Raw genomic sequence first — 21,587 nt, forward strand, 5'->3', positions numbered from 1 at the left:
TTCACATCGAATCTATCTTTTTGAGGCTTTGAACTTAAGAATAAAATAAATTAGCTTCTTTCCCATTTTCAAAGAACCTTTATTATTGTTTCTAAGTTTAGTCAAAACCTTCCATCCAATTGTATTTCTCATGTTCATTAATTCTGTTTCCAATTGGTTAAGTTGGTTATGGTACTCATGTGATGTTATATTACTATCATGAGGGAAATAATATTTTAAGGATACAAGAAGATCAGCATTATCAAATACAGTTATTGTTTTAATCGGCTCTTTAGAACTCTCGAACCTATCGTACAATTCTTTATATTGAGCTACCATCTCTAATTTTGTTTTAAAGTTATACTCACTAATATTAATTTTAATTTTAGCCAGTTCATTTTGCCCATGATCAATAATTTCATCCATTTTCTTCATAACATCGCTTAGTTCAAGAGATTGGGATACCCATCCACCGCCTACCTTATTAACTCTTTCCTTAAGGGCTCCCATAGGAGTAACCAGAACAGGTATATCATGCAACCACGCTTCAGTTAACGTATAAGAAAAAGTCTCTGGCCATGGAGATAACAAACAAATTAAATCCAGATCCAGTTGTTTTATAATATGGCTCAGTTCTTCTCTTTTGTACTCCCCATGCTTATGGAGATTATTTTGATTCAATAAATTTAATTTTTGATCTCCCAGACCACCAACTAAATGCCAATTAATATGATTCCTAGGGTACTTTGTGATCAATTTATAAATCAAATCACTACCTTTATTAGGTGCAAGCCCGCCTAAAAATCCAATATTCCATTCTTTAATTTCTTTTTCCTCTGATTTCACATATGAAATTTCAGAGCCTGTTAAATTATTCTCAATAGTAACTCCATGTTCGATAGCAGAAATCTTGTTTTCTAAAGAAGGAAAGTACTTTATAAATAAATCTTTTGAAAAATCACAAGGTGTAATAAATTGGTCTACTTTACTAGTCATACCTTCAACTTTTTCTCTCCATTTCTTTATAAATGGAGTATGAAATCCATAAGCAGCTCTCAAGGAGGAATTGAATTTTTCTTCTTCATTTCCACTTTCTAAAATGTACTTATTATTCTCATCCAATAAATTCACTTTAGGACTGAATAAATAGTAATCATGTAAAGTGAAAATTACTGGTATATTTAATTTATGAGCAATATGAGGGATATCAAAAGAATGCCTGATCAAATGATGTATATGCACAAGGCTAATCTCAAAAGTCCCCAAGATTTTTTCTACAATTTCACTATATTCTTGATGATGAAAATGTTGTATAGAGATAGAATCACGTAAAGGAAAATGATACTTTGCAATAAAATCACCCTTAAGATACTGCTTTAGCACCAACTCATTTCCATTCGTCACTAATACAAAAGCGTAATAATCTTCTAACTCCGATACAATATCCTTAACATGATACTCCGTCCCACCAATTGGCTGAGTATAGCTCTCGTCAAAGAAATTGTGAAGAACATAAAGTATATTGCCGCGGGTTTTGTAAGAATCAACATAATGTGGTAATCTAATGTTTATATTTTCATGTATACGTTTCAATGGATTTTTAACAATGAAATCATGAACATTTTTATCGTAATAAGGATATCTGGCATTTAAAGTTTTTAAATTTTTATTTAATAAGGCCAGTTTGTCACCTTTAAAAGACATAGATCCTTTATGGTATATAAATGTGTGATCATCAATCACATTTTTATAGCCATGCTCAATAACTCTGCAACAGAAATCATTTTCTTCTGCATACCCTTTACCAAATGTCTCCTGATCGAACAATCCGACTTCATCAATGATCACTCTTTTAATATACATACAAAAACCAACTGCGGTAGGCACTTCAGGATATTCTTTCAGAGAGATATTTTCAATAAAGTGTGCGAAGCTTTCTACTGTATAACCCTCGGGAATTGAGTTATCTTCTAAAAATTTTGGAACAGAGCAAATACTTCCATTGTTTGTTAGTGGTGTGACTGTTGCAATAGATTCATCTAAATATGCAACTTCTTTTAACTTTTCCAACCATCCAGCTGTAACGACCGTGTCACTATTCAACAGTACTACGTCGTCCTGCGAGAAGGACATACCTCTGTTAACTGTACCTACAAAACCTAGATTTTTTTCATTTTGTAGAATAATTAAACCTTCCTGTTTATCTAGGGTAGCGAGATATTCATTCACCTTAGAATCAGGACTGCAATCATTAATAATTACAACTCTATTTTCTTTTAAATTAGTGTAACGAAATAATGACTGTACACATTCTTCTAATTCTTCCGGTGCATTATACACAGGAATAATAATATCACAGGATCGCACTTCCATTTTTAATTCTCACCTTTTTCTAAATTCTTGAAAAGCTCTAACAAATGGATTTTGATTTAGTTTTTCTTGTAAGCTCGTAATAAGCTGTTCATGTTGCACCAACTGCGCTTTCAAGTCTGCAAGTGTTTGTTCTTTTTGTGAGATATTCTCTTGTAAAACCGCTAAATGCTCATCTTTTTCTTTTAAAGAGTCATGGCACAACGAGATATAACGATTATTCTCCTCTAATTGTCCATCTTTCTCAGTAATTGTAGCATGGCACTGTTCAATATATTCAGTGTTTTTCAACAGTTCCTTGTCTTTCTCGGCTACCACCTTATGACAATGCTCTATATATTCGAGGTTTTGTGCCAGTTGTTGATCTTTTTCCTGAATTGCGGCTTCGTAATTTGCAATTACATTTTGGCACTTACCATACTCAATTCTAACCTCTTCATTAGTCATTTCAACTACTTTACTCTCATAAACAGCCAAATTAACTTCATTATTTTGCAAAACATCCAGCGAGATAGTCAACAGATTATTGGTTTGCACAACAAAGTCATCATTAATAAAATCAGTTTCATCTAATTGAAGTTGTAAATTGCTCAACAAAAATAAAGACATATAACTAAAAAACGATTCTTGTCTATACCCTTCAATGGTTGCCTCAAAAAACTCATGAACCATACTCTGTGTGATTTCATTTTCCGCAAAAAAATGATAGAAGCTTGCTTCACATGAAAGGCCACGGAACAAATTCAATTCATAAAGTAAATAAAAATAATAAAAACTAAATCTTAATGGATCTAGAAAATAGCTTTTAGAAGGGATACTGAATTCAAAATCAATAAGGTTGAGTTCCCCTTTATCTACCAATATATTGGATGGGGTTAAATCAAAATGCACCATTTTTGTCGGCTGGTCGGTTTCCTTATCAACCTCAACCAGCTTATTTAATATTTTACGATTGTTATCAGACAAACTTAATAAAGAAGTTAACTCACTATAGTTTTCTAATGCTTTGTGTGCGTAGTTACTATTATCATCTATTTCTAGAATCGGTATCTCTATATTTGCAAAGCGATTCAGTAAGACTCCAGTATTTCGAAAGTCTGAACGAACATGATCAATAACATCTTCTAAATTATTTAAAGAAAGCTTGTTGACTGTCCGCTGCAATCTGGACTTGAGGGAAATGCCTGGCTTAAATTCTTCAAATGAAACATAACGATTGTTGATTCTTAACAAATCAAAAGGTTGAGGAGCTTGACCCCAACCACTTATTTTATCAAGAATTTTATATTCACTAACGATCTTCTCCTGGCGTCCCTTACGATCCCTTAAAAATTTAGCAACTAGGGTAGGCTTGGCTTCGTGGTTTTTAAAAATAAGCACTGTGCATTTTCCATGCGTAATCTTTTTCCCCTGAGGATTAGATAATAAAAGAAATTGAAGTGTCGAAGGCTTAATTTCGAAAAATCGGTTCCAGTTTGTTTCTACATAATTTTTAATCTGAGGTATCATTAGTTCTCCTCCTTACGAGCAAAGATACTATAAGAAGCAGGAAATGGACTTAACTGTTCATATTCGATTAGAAACTTCTCCAAATCATTTACACGTTCACTAATTGAAGAGCTGGATTTTGTGTAACGTAAAAATTCGACTAAATAGCTTGATACGTTTTTTTCGGACAGACTGTACAGAAACTCAATCCTTTTGTAATCTGGATGCGGATAAAAAAAGTCAATGTTACTGAATCCTGAAATCTCCAACAGTTGCTGATAACCCTGCTTTGTGTACGTATAAGTACTATATTCATTTTTATTCCACTTTAAACTTATTTCATTGGCTTCTTCTCTACTCAAATAACTAATATATTTGATCCCCGTATGATCGTCAGGTTCGCCAAGCAAATATTTTAGCCCCAGAGCGTTTTCAATCCCAATGTATAGATAGCCTCCAGGTTTGAGTAAACTGTAAGCTATTCTTAAAGCCTCATTCTGTCTTTCTTGTGGATTCTGGCCCAGATCATTAAGTCCCACCCACTCTAATACCCCATTAAAGGAAACTAAGTCAAAACTCGCTTCTTTAAAAGGATGCTTAAATATGTCCGCGTGAATAACCGTAATATTTTCTATATTCTCTTGCTTTGCTCTGGTAGACAGAAATTGAAGACGGTCTAAGGTTCCATCCAATGCAACAACATGTTTAATATTACGTGCAAGCGGAATGGAAATAGTCCCCCAGCCAGCCCCAATATCCAGTGCTACTGAATCTTCAGTTAACGGCAATAGATACTGCCAATCTGCTCTGGATTCATCTGTAATGATATTGAATAAAAAAGGATTATCATAAAAATTTTCCTTAACAGCCGTTCTCCATCCTTTAGAGATACATTCAGCAACTAGTTTACTCATCCGCTTATTATCTAAGTCAGAATAATAATGTCCACTTTCAGAACATAAATAAATTCCTTCATGTATAGGATAAATTTGTTTGAATAAATCATTCATAAGATCACTCCGAGTTCTCTAAAGTTAAGTTATTCATTACTTTGCTTACGTTTATTTCAACTTTAGGATCTACAAGGCCGGCTGCTTTTTTGGTTTCTGCGACTTTAAAAGTTAAAACATCATATCTTCTGTCCATAACTACGATATTATCATCAACTAATTCAATAAATCCCAAAGATACAACATAATCTCCTGCATTTAATATTGTGTTTTGAGTAAAGACAACATTTAAAATATCATCCTTCTTATAATTTTTTAAATCCAAACCCTCGAAGCTGGTATTCGTTCCGGTTATTTCGACCCCCGAAACAGTTTTAATCGTATAGGCTGCAAGTGAAGAATAAGTGTCCTTATAATACTGAAGTTTGAGGGAAATGGTTATTTTTTCGCCATGCCTGTATATTCTTGATTTATTCCCGTCTTCGCCATCTAACCTAAAGGATATAATCTTCCCTTCCCCATTGCCGTATCTATACTCTGAAGGAGCTTGTTTGCTATCCAACAATTTTGATTCGCCCAAAATCGGGATGTCACTACTTTTTTCTGTTGGCTTAGTGACCTTCACTCCATTTTCCATTTCAGCAATAAGCTTAGTGTAAACATTTATGACGTGATTCGGATGTCCTTGCTCAATAAGTTCCCCTTTATAAATTAAAACTGCTTCATCACAAAATTGCTTAACTAACCCCAAACTGTGAGTTACGAATAATATAGTGACGCCCTTTTCTTTTAGTTCCTCGAACTTTCTAAAGCATTTCCTTTGAAAACTTTCATCTCCTACTGCGAGTGCCTCATCAACAATGAGAATGTCAGGGTCCACATTGATGGCAACCGCAAATGCCAACCTCACATACATACCACTACTGTATGTTTTAACAGATCTATCAATAAAATCGCCAATTTGAGCAAACTCAATTATTTCATCTATCTTTGTTTCAATCTCCTTTTTCTCTACTCCTAGTATGGAAGCATATAAAAATATATTCTCCCTCCCAGTATAATCTGGATTAAAACCCGCACCAAGTTCTAACAGTGCAGATATCCTACCTTTCACGTTAAAATATCCAGATGTAGGTTGCAAAATCCCTGTGAGGATTTGAAGAAGTGTGCTTTTCCCAGAACCATTAGGACCAACTATACCGCATGTTTTCCCTTTTTCCACTTTAAAAGAGATTCCTTTCAAAGCGTTTATTTCAGTATTTTTTTTTCCTAAATTGAAGATCTCAAGCAATTTATGATAAGGCTTATTGTATACTTTATATGTCTTCGTTATATTTCCAATTTCTATTGCCAAGTCGTTTTTCATCATAGTACATCAACAAATCCTTTTTTCGATTTTTGGAATATATATTGCCCCAAACAAAACACTATAATTGAAAAAGTATAAAGATAAATAAGCTCCCTGTCCTCAATGAACTGTAATTTAAACAAAGCATCTCTTATTCCTTGTACCACATGTATTAACGGGTTCCAGAAAAACCAACCTTGGAATTTTTGTGGTACAACATGTATAGGATATATAATTGCACTAGCATAAAAAACAATATTTAAAACTACACTTACAATCTGTCCCAAATCTCTAAAGAAAACATTTAAACTGGCACATAACCAGCAGAATCCAAGAGTAAACAACACCAAAGGGAATATATATACCAATACATACAGTAACGAAAGGCCCGAGACATGTTGACCTAAGAAAAACATTCCGCCAATTAATATTAGAAAACCGATCAGAAAATTCACCGCGTTAGAAAGCAACAAAGAAATCGGCAAAATTTCAGAAGGAAATACTGTTTTCTTAATTAAGTTACTATTATCAAGCACAACTGAGGTAGCGCGGCTAAGAGTTTCCGAAAAGAAAATCCATGGGAGCAACCCTGCGAACATCCACAGTGTAAAATTATTGGTTCCCAGTTCCACACCCACTCTCATTTTTAGCATCCATGAGAAAACAAGTGAGTAGACTGCAAGAGTTGTCAACGGGTGGATGATTGACCACAAGAAACCCATCATGGAACCTTGATAGCGATTTTTCAGATCCTTGACCATAAAATTTTTAATAAGATATTTATGGTTAAAAATACTTTTTAATGTTGTTCTTAAATACATTCTCAATATCTCTTCTTCCTATAATTAAGTTTTTAATTTAAATGAGTTAGCATGTCTTGATATACTGCTAGTTGGTTCCAAAGCGTCATTATGCTAAAATGTTGACGTATCTACAAGAAAAGGAGATTGTAAACCTTGTCGAATCCAGTATACGGGAAACAGGCCAAAACGTCGACCCGTGACGATAAAAGGCCGGCTATGTTTTGGGTGTTAATTGTTGGCATGATTCTGTTTTTAGCTTGGGCTCCCTTCCAGGCTGCACTTTTTAATGGGCAAATGCTCGATTTTGAAAAGCCTCTCTATTGGGCTGTTATCATCGCCTCGATTCTGTTGATCCTGGCAATCGTATCTTATTATAAGAAATTCAAGCTGGAAGAGCAAAGGGATTGGCTGGCTGTATTAGTACTGCTGCTTCCCCTGTCTTATGTGCTTTCACTGACTTCAGCAGCTTCGCATTACCTGGCCATGAATATGGTGGTGGTACAGTGCATATATGCCGCTCTGTTTATCATCTCAATCTATCTACTACAAGATCGCTTAGGCAATAAGATTATTCACAACCTGATTATGACTGTTGCTTATGTCATTGTAGGCTTTGGCTTTATTAACTGGTTTGGACAGTGGGTACTTGCCGGCAAGATGGTAGGCTGGTTTACCCAATATGTGTATCAATATCGTTATACCAATGCAGTTATGACAGATACAAATGGTCTCCGGCTGACATCAGTGTTTCAATATGCGAATACATATGCCGCCTTTCTAATGGCTTTCCTATTCGCTGCCGTTTTTTGTTTAATGAAATCAAAGTCATGGTATGGCAAGGCTACTCATGGTTTCATGTTGGTGCCCATCCTGGTCTCGCTGTTCCTGACCTTGTCACGGGGCGGTCTGGTTATGTTGCCAGTCGTTTTCGTACTGCTTTTGCTCTTCTTTAAACCAGCACGTCAGATTATATGGATTTTGCATTGTGCCATTGCTGGTGTAGCGTCAATATCTATCTTGGCGCCAATTACAAATATGGGTTTACAACTCAACAAGACCTACAACGGCGGAGAGGCTGCGAAGGCTTGGGGGTTACTTATTGGTGTCTCCCTGGCTGTAGCTGTCGTACTGTGGCTTGTTGAACGTTATCTGGCACCGAAGTTGGAAAATGCCCTCAAAGGATGGGCCTCCCGCAAGTTATCCAACCTGTGGCTACCTGTTGGATCAGTTGTGGTGATTGGCTTGCTGGCTTTTCTGTTTATTGGAACTGGCCTGCGCAGCGTACTACCAGAAAACGTCCAGGTCCGGTTTGAAAATATCAATTTCCGGCAGCATAGTGTACTGGAACGTCTTGTATTCTATCAGGATGCTGCCAAATTGATTAAAGATCATCCTGTTATTGGCACCGGCGGCGGCGGTTGGGCTACTTTATACGAGAAATACCAAGATTATCCTTACACAAGCCGTCAGGCCCATAACTTCTTCATGCAGTATCTGGTTGAAGTTGGTATTCTCGGTTTTGTAATTTTCATGTCATTTATCTTATATATTTTCTATAAATATATCCGTAGCTATATGAGACAAGATGATGAAGAACGGGATTCTCACTTCCTGTATCTCATTTTGGCACTCTCAATCTTACTTCATAGCTTGCTAGACTTTAATCTGAGTTACGTGTTCATGGGCATACTGGTATTTGTGAGTCTCGGTGGTATGGCCGCTGCTATGGACAGCAAGCCGCTTAAACGCCTGTCCATGAGTACTTCTGGTTTCCGAATCATGTATAGTGCAGTCATCGGCATTCTAAGCATTGTGGTGCTTTTTGCAGGTCTCCGCTTCGTGCAATCGGCCAATGCTGCCACATCTGCCAAACAGATCATGGCGGTCAGCACATCTTTTGAGGAAATCCAAAGTGCCATTAATAAGGATCTTGAACTTCGTCCTACGCACCCAGATTCGGTTATAAGATTGGCTGCACTGTACAAGAATGTGTATGATCAAACGAAAAAAGAGGAATTTTATAATGCTGCAATAGAGGTACTTAATACGGGCCTGAAGGCAGAACCGTATAATAAAATCATGTATAACTCCAAAGTTAACCTTTTAAAAGCAAAAGGTGAGCATGAGCAAGCCTTCAGTATTTTGGAAAATAACATTTCCAACTTCAAATGGGACAATGACTGGTACAACATGTTGATTACTCAAGCTTACTCTATTGGTGATAAGGCACGTGAACAGAAGGACACCGCCAAGGAGCAGAAATATTTCCAAGCAGGTCTCGCTGCTTATCAGAAGGTTCTGGATGGGGTAGCTCATATTAAGACGGTTCCACCTGAAATTGAGTTGACACGTACTTTTGAAGTAACTCCGGGTATTGCGCTCAGTACTGGAAAAATTGAGTTCATGTCAGGTAAGCCTGCTGAGGCTGCAAGCATCCTCAAAAACGGCTTGAAAGACGACCTGAGCGACGCTACAAATCGTGAGATTGCTCGATATTATATCGTCGCTCTGCAAAAGCAAGGGCAGGATGACAAAGCATTGTACGATAAACTAATAAAAGCTGATCCGAAGGAAAAAGAGCAAATTGCTCAGTTAAAATCGGAGAAATAGCAGAAAAAAAGAGACTATCAGATGATGTTATATCATCCGGTAGTCTCTTTTTTATTTTGATAAGGTGAGGTTAGGTGAGCTGTCTATTTTTGTTGGTCAATCTTTTCAATAACCTGTCTCATATATGCCAGTACTTCATCCTTGATTTCGTTATGCTGCAGAGCATAATGAATAGTAGTTTCAATGAATCCCAATTTCTCGCCAACATCATGGCGATTCCCGTCAAACTCGTAGGCCAGGATCGGATTCTTTTCTCCCAGCTTGGACAATGCGTCCGTCAATTGAATCTCCCCGCCTACTCCCGCAGATTGCTGGCCCAGGATATCAAAAATATCAGGCGTCAAGATATAACGTCCCATAATCGCCAAGTTGGAGGTTGCTTCTTCCTTCTTTGGCTTTTCTACCAATCGTTCCGCCTCAGAGATTTTGGAAGTAAGTGCATGACCTTCAACTATGCCGTAACGATGTACCTCGTTCCAATCCACTTGTTTTACACCTACAACAGAACGCTGATACTCATCGAACACGTCTATCATCTGTTTGAGGCACGGATTCTCAGACTCAACGATGTCATCCCCTAAAAGGACGGCAAAAGGTTCGTCACCGATAAACTTACGTGCACACCAGATAGCGTGTCCCAACCCTTTGGGTTCCTTTTGACGAATATAGTGGATATCTGCCATCTCCGATGGTTTACGCACTTCATTGAGCAGATCCCATTTTTCCTTCGCAGTCAAATTATGCTCCAGCTCAAAGGAGTAGTCAAAATGATCCTCAATCGCCCTTTTGCCTTTACCAGTAACGATAATGATATCCTCTATACCAGATGCAACAGCCTCTTCAATAATATATTGAATTGTTGGTTTGTCTACAATGGGAAGCATCTCTTTAGGCATCGCTTTCGTAGCAGGAAGGAACCGGGTTCCTAATCCCGCAGCAGGAATAATCGCTTTACGGATTTTCATAGGTTATAACTCCTTTTGTCTTCAATATAACGGATAGATATACTGTCTATGATTATAACAGGAAGATAGATGAATTTGATAGGTTAAAGAAGAAGACATCTTCCCTCAAAGAGAACATGTCTTCTAATCACTTGCTTTCTATATTAATATATTATGCTGCCGGAATCTTTCTGGCTCCCGAACAAATATACAGTTATTTACTTCACCAGCTGCCCACGTGTAACACCCAACTGATTCGTCGCTTTCAGCGTTTTCCATACTTGTGTTCCGCTGATTTCTCCGCGCAGGGCACGGTTATAGAGATCAATAACCTCATGCACTTGCTCCGGTGTCTCCTCCAAAAATTCCACGCGGTAACGGGACACGCCCAGCTCCATGAAGTTGGACAGGTATTCCGCGCCGGATTGCTCAATCGCGTTGTATACCGTGTTGCGGCAGCCTTCGTCCACACGGACCGGATGAGACATACCAATTCGATCACGCAGGGATGCGCGATGGTCCTCACACGGACGTCCACAGTTAGTGTAGTCGGTGCCTTCACTCATAAAGGTACAGTATACGCAATGTTCAGTATGGAACATTGGCATATGCTGCTGGATCACAATCTCCAGCTTATCGGTACGCGTACGTCTGAGCATATCGACCATTTGCTGAATGTTCAGATCGTACGAAGGCGTAACCAAGTCGCAGCCGGAATCCAGGAACAGATCAGCCGCTTTATGGTTGGCTATGTTCAGCGAGAAGTCACCAATCAATTGCGGGTGATGTGCTTCCGGGTTCTCCAACCGATGTCGCAAGTAGAAATAGAGTGCCCCTGGATTGCGTACCAACACAGCATCCGGCTTCAGGCGCAGGATGTTGTTGTGGTAGCCATTTTCACCCGGCATGTGGATACGCGGGGTCGCTAGTGCAATTCGGCGGCCTGCAGCATGCACAGCCTCTACGGCTGCCGGGAATTGCTTGATGAACTCGAAATCGGCGTAAATGAATTCCACGCCGGCCTCAAGCGCAGCCTCCACCTGAGGGAGGCTACGGCACAGCGCGGTCAGCTCTGCCTGACCGCGTGCCACAGACGATGCCGGAGTCGATGCATCGTCATACACCTCGACCGTCCGCTTCGTGTACACGGGCGGTTTGGGGCGCTCGCCCGCGAGCAGTTCCACCGCCTGACGGCGGATACCGTTCAGCTCGCGCATCGGCACGATGACGTCCCCATGCAGATGGACGTCCAGCTCTTCCAGCTGGAACACCGTTCCGCCCAGTCGGCCGAACTGCTCTTCGAGCAGTTCGTGCGTCATCGGACGCTTCTGGGCAATCTCCAGTTCCAGCTCGGAGTCCACGCGGACCGTTGTGCCCTTCTGCACGTCGGTCCACCACGTCGACAGCGGTTGCCCCGGGGAGCCGCTGACCCGCACATGTACCGGGAAGACACGGTACGGCTTGTCCGTGTCATATGACTGGCGCAGACGCTTGTCCAGCGCCGGGTCGTTGGTCTTCCAAATGCGGTCGCCCACGTGTACACGGCGCAGATCCACATCGTTGCGTCCCGCTACGATGTCAATGATCCAGCCTTCTCCGGCTTCGCCTTCAATCTTCACGCCCTTGCGACGGATATCGTATACGCGTCCGCCTTCTTCTTTTTGCGTGGGATCTCCCGCATCGAATACAATACCATCGCCACGCTTGAGCGGTGCATCAATACGGCAAACTACGCCATCACGAAGGATTTGTTCCACTCGCCCAAGATACACACCCCGGCTTTTCGGGAACGTACCGTCAACCAGCTTCTTGTTATTGGTTCCTTCGAGAAAACCGTGCGTAAAGCCGCGTGAAAAGCTCTGCTGCAGCTCGCGAATATCTTCTTTGCTGGTCTTGGACGTATCGCCATCAAAATACTTATCAATGGCCTTGCGGTACTTGCTGACCACATTCGCCACATATTCAGGTGTTTTCAGTCGCCCTTCAATTTTAAAAGAAACAACACCCGCGTCGATCAGTTCAGGCATCAAATCGATCGCTGCTAGATCCTTAGGTGAAAGCAGATACGTCACATCTGCCATTGGTTTCTGCTCTCCATCCACCATCAGATCGTAAGGCAAACGACATGCCTGTGCACATTCACCGCGGTTAGCAGAGCGGCCGCCCCACATTTCTGAAGTCAGGCATTGGCCAGAATAAGATACGCATAACGCTCCATGTACGAATACCTCCATTGGAAGTCTCGCCTGATCGCCTATTTTTTGGATCTGTTTCAGGTTGTTTTCGCGTCCAAGCACGACCCGTTCCATATTGTACGGCTTTGTAAACTCTACCGCTTCCGGCGAGGTAATCGTCATTTGGGTAGAACCATGGATCGGGAAATCTGGTGAAATGTCGCGGATCATTTTCACCAAGCCCATATCCTGGACAATTAAGGCATCGACTCCAGCATCAATACAGGCATCGACCAGCTCCTTAGCGTCCTTCAACTCGTTTTCAAATACCAATATATTGAATGTTAAAAAACCTTTAACCCCATAGCTATGCAAAAACGCCATAATTTCAGGCAGTTCCTCCATGCGGAAATTATTCGCCCGTGCCCGTGCGTTGAACTTTTCCACCCCGAAAAAGATCGCATCAGCCCCGTTTGCCACCGCCGCACGCATACAATCCCAGTCACCGGCTGGTGCCAGAAGCTCAACATCTTCTCTTCGTACTACTGATTTCATCTTTGTCCTCCCTATATGGAGAAATAACTAATTAACCCAGAGTTAAACGTTATTTTCCAGAGCAGCGATGCTGCTTATTTTATAGCCCTATGAATTATCATCCTATCCGATCATCCCCACTCTGAACCACTGGCTCGAGGGATAAATGGCATCCAACTCAAAAAATCCGCATCACGAACATTTGCGGCATAATCATTCTTATCTTGTAACTAATCTAGTGTACCAGACTGCGCCCCAAGCTTCTACACTTTCCAAGCGATTCCTCGTAAAAATCTCTTACTAAAACATAAAAAACACCCCCATTCCCGTCAAACGGTACTTTGGAGGTGAAGAATCATATAAAACAAGAGGAACAACGAAGTAAACAGTGCTATTCAGCAGGAAGCCAAATGGAGATGGAGACTAGGCAACTTAGACGCGCTAGTAGGCCTAAGCCTTTTAGAAAAAGGCATCCTTGTGGTGATACCAGCGTACTAGCCATGAATCCGAGAAAAGGCGTTCGCAGGTCTAAGTACCGTAAATAGCTGCCTTCGCTCTTCCCTGCTTACCTCACTCTTTAAAAGGATTGGAAATCTTATGGCGGGCGCCAGCGAAGCGGGCCATTTGAATCCGAAGAAGCGTCAGCGTTCGCCTTTGACCTGGGATTCTTACATATTAGATCACTTATACAATCCAAGAATCCCGGGTCAACAGCGATCGTAGGATCAAATGGCACGCGTAGCCTCTTCCCACCATACCTCGCTAATCTTTTACTTACACCTTCTACTTCACAAAATTAAACGAATTTAACGTCGAATCCAGTGCGTTAGACTGTACAGCCGTGTTGTTCGCATCATTCAATGTCGTTGTCACAGTATACGTTTTTCCGTCACGTTCCAAAACCAATTGGTGGCCTGTGTAGCCAATGCCTTCCTCTATACGATGGAATGTAAAGGAAACTGCCGGAACACCAGCAAACGTTACGTCCTTAACCTCCTCGACTTTGAGGTTTTTGTAGTTCTTTGCTTGCTTATCGTAGAAGTCCTTGAGCTGGGATACCGTTAGTTCAAATGATTGGTCGTTGTCGATTTTGACGGAAAAACGTCCTCCAGTAAACTGGTACTCTACATCGCCCAATTCAAATTGATCGCTAATCGCGGTCCAATATCGTGGGATATTCACCGTATATTCATAGGCTTTTGAAGTCTTTTTGACCGTTTTCGTTTTATCCGTCAAATAGTCGTCTTCTTCCAACTGTCCAAAGTTACTCGCTACGGTTTGAAAATCGATTTGAAGCGAGGAAATGAGCGCGTTGAACTGATCATTTCCTTTGCTTACTTTTTCAGGCACTGCGTATTCAGCCAAATAGCGGTATCCATTTTGCTGAATCAGCACATTGTACTCTTTGACCCATCCATCGCCAAAATTATAGCGGTACTCCTGTACTAACCCTTGAACGCCTGCAACCTCCAGCGGATACGTCTTCTGTGCCTCATAAGCCGTGGACACAAAGGAATCGCTCAGCCATTTTTGCAGCTGCTGGCCCCAGTTCTCCAACTTTCCATCCGCTGGAGCTGAGGTTATTTTCACGCGGAAGCTCGATCCATCATTACTTTCATATTGCATCCGTTGATCGTCCATTTTCCAGCCTGCGGGTATGCTGAGTGACACACCGTAGTCTGGATTCCCGGCCTCGCGTGTGCCTCCTACAACAGTAGACAAGTCTTTAATACTTTTATCCTGCGCATTAAAGGAGGTCTTGAAGGAATTTAAAAGTCCTGCATACTGGGCCAGATCTTTATAATTCGTTGCTTTAGCATCGGAAAAATAAACTACATACAATCGTCCGTTGTCATAGTACTGACGATTTTCCCACAATACGCCGTCCCCATCCTTCGTAATGACACGAGCATAAGGTACCTTCGCTTTCGGGAAGGATTTTCGATCGATCACAGTTTCTCCCGTTTCCTTGGCTGCCTGCACTAATTGTTGCAACAGATCGTCCGCATTCAGTGGAACCGGCTGTGACGCTGTGTGCACCTCCATATAGTAGGCACTGTTCTCATCCATAAAAGTGGAGATACTCTCATCTCCACCTCCCTGACCGATGACGAGCCCTGTTGGATAGTTCATAGACCAGTCATAGTAACTGTTCCCGATCTGCGTCTTGCCCTCATCATTATCAATGTTCGGTGTCTCTTCAGCTACCGTGCCCGCCTCTTCTTGTGCTTCCATCCGAATAATGATTCCGGCACCATTCTTCTCCAACTTACCGCCAAGCCCTTCTGCTACTTGACGCAGAGGCACCATGAGGATACCTGATGACATTTCCGGTGGAGCTGGAAGTGTTACCTTGTGACCTCTCACCCATGCTGTACGGCTACCAATGGTTAGCGAAACAACATGAGTTCCGTTGGTGATTTTAACCACATTATCTTCAGCCAATCGGATTTTGCTGTTAAATGCCTTTTTAAACACACCAGCCGGAACCATCAATGCACCACTTTTGGAATAGGGCTTCGTGATATTTGCATTTTGGCCGTTTACGACGGCTGTATTGCTGCCGCTTTGCAGACGCAATTCCAGCATGTTTTTATCTTGATCTGCTGCAACTGCTGGCAAAGCAGAAAGCAGAAGGGACAATGCGACAGCGCCGACCCCCAGCTTACGCATCATTTTTCTTTGAATATGCTTCACAGTAAATCTCCCTTTAGCTTTATTTTATAGATTCAAGAGCCGTTATTGTCACTTTCCAGTAGTTGCCCCTTGAGCTGGCTCCGATGTTTCCTTAGAAAGCGCTATGCCACCATCTTCAGCGGCTTCCGAACCGTTCGAATCTTCACCATCTTCTCCAGACTGAATGGACTCATAGATTTCACCATTATCCTGTGTCAGTACCAGCTTGCGCTTCACAATATCACCGTCCGACTGCATAAGCACATTCACCGTTTGACCCGGTTGATAGTTTTTAAGCAGCTCATTGACGTCAATGGCCGAAGCTACACGCTTACCGTTAATACTATACAGCTCATCGCCTTCCTTGATTTTGGCCTGAACGGCATTGGCTGAAGTAATTTTCGTAACTTTCAAAGGATCCTCGGTAGGTAATCCGACGATAGCTGACCAGCTCTCTTCCAGCCCTAGACCAAGACTGGCGCGCCGAACCTCTCCGTATTTGAAAAATTGGCCGATGACATATTTCACTGTATCCGACGGAATCGAAAAGCCCATATTTTCAATACCGACCGCCGAGAATTTCATCGTATTGATCCCGATGACCTCACCCTTGAGATTGACCAGCGGACCGCCGCTGTTACCAGGATTGATCGCGGTATCGCTTTGGATCAAACGATAAGCAGCGTTGACACCACGATTCAGCCCGCTAACGACACCCGAGGTTGCCGAATTGCGAAGTGAAAAGGATATAGGCGTACCAATAGCCACTACCTGCTCACCTACCTGTAGACTGTTCGTTGAAGCTGCCAAGGTAGCGGGTTTGAGGCCGCTTGCCTTGATTTTGACTAATGCCAAATCACTGATCGGATCGCTGTAGCTGTCGGTGATTCCGTAAGATTTTCCGTCCGAGGTTACAACCACGGCATCACCTAATCCTTCGATAACATGCGCATTCGTCACAATCCATCCATCTGTACGAATGATGACACCCGTGCCGTGAGCCAGATTGTAGCGATCTCCTCCCGCTACGGTCTCTCCCGTGGCTGAACGGCCAATGATACCGACCACAGAAGGAGATACATTTTTAACAACCTGCGGCACACGATCGGCCGATAACGTATATGTACCATTTGCGCTGTTATATGCGCCGCTGGTTCCTAATGCTTTATTCATATCGCTTACGTTAACATAGACCCCACCATTAATGACTTTGGCCTTTAACGCAGTTCCACTGCTAGCTGCACCTGCCGTTCCAGAAACACATAGAGCGCTGCCCAAAGCCAGAACAACTGCCCTTTTCCCCATCTTACGCATATACTCACCATTTCCTCTCTTACATGACCCTGTTCTATCAGTTAGTCCAAATCTACCATAGAGGGGACACGTATACAATCGCTTTAAGCCCTATCTTTTTCTAAAAGGCTCCGTTTGCTACATCCCTGTCCTCTCATGCTATTTATATTATAAATTTTCCAAATCCTTATATCAAAAAAATAAGCAAAAACGATAAATAATCGTTATACCAATTAGGTCATTCCTTCGTTTACGGGCATAACCAACTATGATACCATCACATTATATCTTAGTTTTATTGTCGGAAATAAAGAATAAAATCATGAGTCCTCTATCCAAAACACTAAAGTATAAATAAACACTTGAAGGAGGTTAAAAGAATGGCCTACGAACCAATCTGGAACGCTCATCCCGATAAGCTTAACAAATTCGAGTTGGTCAAACTGGAAAAGGACGGTCTTGACGTTATCCGTACCATTATCGAAAACTATGCCAACGATGGCTATGACTCGATCTCTGCGGACGATATGGACCGTTTCAAATGGGCTGGGGTATATCAGCAAAAGCCCAAGGATGGTCATTTCATGATGCGGGTCCGCATCAACACAGGGATCATGACTTCAGCACAGGCACATGCATTGGCGGACATATCCGCGCTATATGGACGCGGTCTTGTGGATGTCACCACTCGCCAGGCGATTCAATTTCACTGGCTGACGGTCGAAAGCTTGCCCGATATTTTCGAAAGACTGGAAAAAGTCAATTTGTATTCCTTTGAAGCCTGTGGAGACTGCCCGCGTACCATTGTCGGTAATCCGCTGGCTGGCATCGATCCCAATGAATTGGTGGATACCCAGGAGATTGTAGATGAAGTAAATCGTTTTTTCTTATTAAACCGAGACTTCTCCAATCTGCCGCGTAAGTACAAAATGTCTATCTCCGGTAATACGTACAACAATGCACAGGCTGAAATTAACGACCTGTCCTTCACTCCGGCCACCAAGATCCTCGATGGAAAAGAAGTGATTGGCTTCCATGTGATGGTTGGTGGAGGTTTGTCCGCCAAGCCGCATATGGCACAGTCTCTGGATTTGTTTGTTCGTCCTGAGGAAGTACTGAAGGTTGCTATTGCTGTCACCACCATATTCCGTGATTACGGCTATCGGGAAAAGAGGCACCATGCCCGCCTAAAATTCCTTGTTGCCGATTGGGGCCCAGACAAATTTCTGGCTAAGCTCACCGAGTACATCGGTGAAATGCCCGGCCGAGGCGAGGACAAAACAATTGGCTGGCAAGCCGCCTATTTTGACGGTGTGCATCCTCAAGCCCAAAAAGGCCTGAACTATGTCGGTCTGAACGTGCCTGTCGGTCGCCTTAGTGCTGACGAGTTGCATGAACTGGCCGAACTGGCTGACCGCTATGGCGATGGGCAGATTCGTACCACGATGTCGCAAAATATTTTGCTGAGCGGCGTGCCGAATGAGCAAGTGGATGAACTACTGGAAGCCCCCGTGCTGCAACGCCTGACACCACAGCCCAAGCATTTTATGAGCCGTACGGTATCGTGCACAGGAAATGAGTTTTGCAATCTGGCGATTGTGGAAACCAAAAAACGGGCGGTTGACGTCGCCGAGTATTTGGATCAGCACGTGCAATTGGATGAAAAGGTGCGCATTCATTTTATCGGTTGCCCGAATTCCTGCGGTCAAAAGCATATTGCGGACATTGGTCTGCAAGGCTCGCTCATAAAGACACCGGAAGGCTTGGTCGACGCGTTCGACATCGCTGTCGGCGGAGCGCTTGGAGCAGGCGCCCAGTTTAACAAAGCGCTCAAAGGTCGCGTACGCGGGGATCAGGTTGGACCTGTACTGGCAGAGCTCATTCTGTTCTACAAAGAAAACAGGAGCGCTGGCGAAAGCTTTTACGCATATGTACAGCGTGTAGGGATTCCGACTTTTCAGGAAAAGCTGTCTGCTATTTTACAGTCCAGCCACGTTGCATCCTAAATATAGAGTCTATTAACAGCCTGCTTGTATGACATATACAAGCAGGCTGTTTCTTATCCTCATGGAGCCCCGCAATATTGTTTCCCTCACTTTCATAAAAAAAGACACCGGATTACTCCGGTATCAATATTTTCGCAAAATCGAGTACTGTTGGCTTATGAGCGCCTGTTGTAGATGTCACCACCGCGTAGCCTGAAGGTATCTTATATATCAATCCCGTATCATACCGGATGCCGAAGGAATTATCCTCCTTATAATGAGTCCTCGTTTCCCACACCTTCGTACCGTTTCCTTTCAAGCCTGTAATGGTGATACCATGCATCTTCGTGGTTTTACCCAGTGGATCATATTGATCACTGAACTGGACATACAACTGCTCCTCAGGCAGATACACCCGGTCAGCCGCATAGTCCTCTGTATTACTAAATAATTGCAGACCATTACTTAGCACCTGTGTACGCTTGCTGTTTCCTTTAAGCCCTGTTACAGCAATATGACCGCTCGGCAACTCACGTACTGCGGCAATTTCTTTACCTGATCCTAAGTCCAGATGGATGTCACGAATATCGCGACCATATACATCTGCTTGTACCCCAACGGGACCATCTGAACTGTTCAAAAGCGCATAATATCCATTGTGACTGCCGACCAGCCAACCCGAGGTCACTCCGGCCGTCGTTCGATTCCATTGTATATCGCCAACTTCAGTGTATTTGAGTACAGTGAAGGACTGCTCCGCAAGGTTTAGATAGGAGACCAGGAAACTGCCATCCTCCAGTGGCTCCAAACCAACCTGCGAATCCTGCCCATGAGATATCAAGCCATCTGTGGGTAATGTTTTGGACCACAAGGTGTTTCCATCCTCGTCCAATCGTGAAGCCTGCACATCTCGTATTCCGTTCGGTTTTGTATAATCAATCAGAAACAGCAAGCCCCCATCCGACGTCTCCCGCTGGACTCCACTGCTGCTTGTTCCGGGTTGTACGTTCAGATCCTGTTGATGTTTCCATACAGCCTCCACAGAACTGTCCAGCTTGCCATATGTGACGTGTACTACACTTGCTTCTGTATCGTCCTCGACGTTCAGCATAAAGAACCCACCATTCGCTGCGGGTTGAATGTAATTGTGAGCGTTTCCTAAATCCTTAATACTACCAATTGCCGCACTTGTTTCGATTTCGGCTTGTTTGGGCGCAAACGCCTCGGACACCTCGGAGGCATAGGACGGTGCAGCACTATATCCCATCAAACATGCCGCCAAAGCAGCTCCTGCTGCCCATGTATACACACGTGTACGTAAAACTCTACTTTGCTTAACCTTCAAGCGTTCCAGCTCCCTTCATGACTTCCTCAGAGATGTTGTATGAACCTCTTAGATGTGATAAAACTACAGACGGTTTCGCTTCAACTTGTAATGGTTGTCACGCGGGCACGGAACTTCGTATGATGCTATATAATCATGAGTTATATATTTACCTCTTCAAGCCCGAGCCTAAACATCCAAAACTCCAAAATTTAGAGACCACTCAGAGACTTTCTGTCGATGAATATACGTATATACTTATTATTCCAGCGCTTGGTAAACTATGTGTCACATGCTTTAACGCAGGAATTTGATAAAAGTTTTCTTTTTTTACAAAAAAAATAAAACCCTGCCAAGACGAAGGCATCAATACACTAGTTCGTATTCTGCCTTCCTGCCTGTGCAGGGCTTTTAAAACTATGCTAAACGGTATCTATAGATCGACTGTCTGAAGCGCTTGACTACGCTCTGTATCCCGTTCAAGGATCGGCTTTAAGTATCGACCTGTATAGGATTCTTCGACTTTCACGAGCTGCTCCGGTGTCCCGGTAGCCAAGATCGTTCCACCGCCACTTCCGCCTTCCGGTCCCAAATCAATTAGATAATCGGCTGTTTTAATCACATCCAGATTATGCTCAATGACCAGCACCGTCTCTCCTGAATCAACCAAACGATGCAGCACCGTCAATAATCGGTCAATATCGTGAACATGCAGGCCGGTTGTCGGCTCGTCCAAAATATAAATGGTTTTGCCCGTACTGCGACGATACAATTCGGAGGCTAGCTTCACACGCTGTGCTTCACCGCCAGACAAGGTAGTCGCAGGCTGACCCAGCTTGATATACCCCAAACCTACATCCATCAGTGTCTGGATCTTGCGATGAATCTTCGGAATATTTACAAAAAACTCCGTTGCATCCTCTACCGTCATCTCCAGCACATCGGCAATACTTTTCCCTTTGTATTTAACCTCTAGGGTCTCCCGGTTATAACGCTTGCCTTTACACACTTCGCATGGAACATACACATCCGGCAGAAAATGCATCTCAATCTTGATGATGCCATCGCCTCTACAAGCTTCACAACGACCTCCCTTAACGTTAAAGCTA

The 21,587-nt window shown here is 42.6% G+C and carries 13 protein-coding genes; 2 read left to right on the forward strand and 11 right to left on the reverse strand.

All coding sequences use genetic code 11. From position 1 onward, the window contains the following. Positions 1-12: 12 nt before the first annotated feature. Genes GRP75_RS05445 through GRP75_RS05465 form a run of 5 tightly spaced genes read right to left on the reverse strand, consistent with a single transcriptional unit; the run spans position 13 to position 6,956 of the window. Positions 13-2,352, reverse strand: coding sequence for a glycosyltransferase (locus GRP75_RS05445; RefSeq protein ID WP_068938849.1), 2,340 nt, complete (start codon positions 2,350-2,352; stop codon positions 13-15). A 9-nt stretch (positions 2,353-2,361) separates the two neighbouring features. Continuing rightward, a complete protein-coding gene (locus GRP75_RS05450; RefSeq protein WP_160788786.1) occupies positions 2,362-3,858 on the reverse strand; it encodes a hypothetical protein in 1,497 nt (498 codons plus the stop codon). Next, positions 3,858-4,847, reverse strand: a complete 990-nt coding sequence (locus GRP75_RS05455) for a class I SAM-dependent methyltransferase (protein ID WP_069080808.1) — start codon at positions 4,845-4,847, stop codon at positions 3,858-3,860. Before GRP75_RS05455 ends, GRP75_RS05450 begins: the two co-directional genes overlap by 1 nt. A 4-nt stretch (positions 4,848-4,851) precedes the next feature. Continuing rightward, complete coding sequence (locus GRP75_RS05460; RefSeq protein ID WP_081376926.1) at positions 4,852-6,156, reverse strand: ABC transporter ATP-binding protein; 1,305 nt, start codon at positions 6,154-6,156, stop codon at positions 4,852-4,854. Continuing rightward, positions 6,153-6,956, reverse strand: coding sequence for an ABC transporter permease (locus GRP75_RS05465; protein WP_025723433.1), 804 nt, complete (start codon positions 6,954-6,956; stop codon positions 6,153-6,155). The genes GRP75_RS05460 and GRP75_RS05465 overlap by 4 nt, the downstream gene beginning before the upstream one ends. A gap of 135 nt (positions 6,957-7,091) precedes the next feature. Between GRP75_RS05465 and GRP75_RS05470 the strand changes: the two genes are divergently transcribed. Continuing rightward, the gene (locus GRP75_RS05470; protein ID WP_160788787.1) at positions 7,092-9,548 is read left to right on the forward strand and encodes an O-antigen ligase family protein; all 2,457 of its coding nucleotides are present in this window, start codon (positions 7,092-7,094) and stop codon (positions 9,546-9,548) included. A gap of 83 nt (positions 9,549-9,631) precedes the next feature. Here the strand turns inward: GRP75_RS05470 and galU are convergent, their stop codons facing one another. The 4 genes from galU to GRP75_RS05490 all read right to left on the reverse strand — a co-directional run bounded on the left by galU (position 9,632) and on the right by GRP75_RS05490 (position 17,190). Beyond that, positions 9,632-10,513 carry a UTP--glucose-1-phosphate uridylyltransferase GalU gene (gene galU / locus GRP75_RS05475; RefSeq protein WP_028542106.1) on the reverse strand — a complete coding sequence of 294 codons (882 nt, stop codon included), beginning with the start codon at positions 10,511-10,513 and terminating at the stop codon, positions 9,632-9,634. 197 nt (positions 10,514-10,710) lie between these two features. Next, the gene (locus tag GRP75_RS05480) at positions 10,711-13,221 is read right to left on the reverse strand and encodes a U32 family peptidase (protein ID WP_160788788.1); all 2,511 of its coding nucleotides are present in this window, start codon (positions 13,219-13,221) and stop codon (positions 10,711-10,713) included. Between the two features lie 762 nt (positions 13,222-13,983). Beyond that, a complete protein-coding gene (locus tag GRP75_RS05485; protein WP_160788789.1) occupies positions 13,984-15,897 on the reverse strand; it encodes a stalk domain-containing protein in 1,914 nt (637 codons plus the stop codon). Positions 15,898-15,945: 48 nt separating this feature from the next. Beyond that, positions 15,946-17,190 (reverse strand): S1C family serine protease, encoded by a 1,245-nt coding sequence (locus tag GRP75_RS05490; RefSeq protein ID WP_023990600.1) that lies wholly within the window; start codon positions 17,188-17,190, stop codon positions 15,946-15,948. A 359-nt stretch (positions 17,191-17,549) separates the two neighbouring features. On the opposite strand from GRP75_RS05490, the gene GRP75_RS05495 reads away from it, so the two are divergent. Next, on the forward strand, positions 17,550-19,175 hold the full coding sequence (locus tag GRP75_RS05495) for a nitrite/sulfite reductase (RefSeq protein ID WP_053326214.1): 1,626 nt from the start codon (positions 17,550-17,552) through the stop codon (positions 19,173-19,175). A 112-nt stretch (positions 19,176-19,287) separates the two neighbouring features. On the opposite strand, the gene GRP75_RS05500 is transcribed toward GRP75_RS05495, so the two are convergent. Then, positions 19,288-20,499, reverse strand: coding sequence for a hypothetical protein (locus GRP75_RS05500; protein WP_160788790.1), 1,212 nt, complete (start codon positions 20,497-20,499; stop codon positions 19,288-19,290). Between the two features lie 412 nt (positions 20,500-20,911). Continuing rightward, a partial coding sequence (locus tag GRP75_RS05505; protein ID WP_337194209.1) for an ATP-binding cassette domain-containing protein occupies positions 20,912-21,587 on the reverse strand: 676 nt, incomplete at its 5' end.

This window comes from Paenibacillus sp. OT2-17 (assembly GCF_009827695.1).
GTDB classification, from domain to species: Bacteria; Bacillota; Bacilli; order Paenibacillales; family Paenibacillaceae; genus Paenibacillus; species Paenibacillus polymyxa_B.

What these genes read in the sequence shown, in the direction of transcription:
- GRP75_RS05445 (WP_068938849.1), bottom strand. Translation starts at nt 2,352, where the DNA reads ATGGAAGTGCGATCCTGTGATATTATTATTCCTGTGTATAATGCACCG.
- GRP75_RS05450 (WP_160788786.1), bottom strand. Translation starts at nt 3,858, where the DNA reads ATGATACCTCAGATTAAAAATTATGTAGAAACAAACTGGAACCGATTT.
- GRP75_RS05455 (WP_069080808.1), bottom strand. Translation starts at nt 4,847, where the DNA reads ATGAATGATTTATTCAAACAAATTTATCCTATACATGAAGGAATTTAT.
- GRP75_RS05460 (WP_081376926.1), bottom strand. Translation starts at nt 6,156, where the DNA reads ATGATGAAAAACGACTTGGCAATAGAAATTGGAAATATAACGAAGACA.
- GRP75_RS05465 (WP_025723433.1), bottom strand. Translation starts at nt 6,956, where the DNA reads ATGTATTTAAGAACAACATTAAAAAGTATTTTTAACCATAAATATCTT.
- galU (WP_028542106.1), bottom strand. Translation starts at nt 10,513, where the DNA reads ATGAAAATCCGTAAAGCGATTATTCCTGCTGCGGGATTAGGAACCCGG.
- GRP75_RS05480 (WP_160788788.1), bottom strand. Translation starts at nt 13,221, where the DNA reads ATGAAATCAGTAGTACGAAGAGAAGATGTTGAGCTTCTGGCACCAGCC.
- GRP75_RS05490 (WP_023990600.1), bottom strand. Translation starts at nt 17,190, where the DNA reads ATGCGTAAGATGGGGAAAAGGGCAGTTGTTCTGGCTTTGGGCAGCGCT.
- GRP75_RS05495 (WP_053326214.1), top strand. Translation starts at nt 17,550, where the DNA reads ATGGCCTACGAACCAATCTGGAACGCTCATCCCGATAAGCTTAACAAA.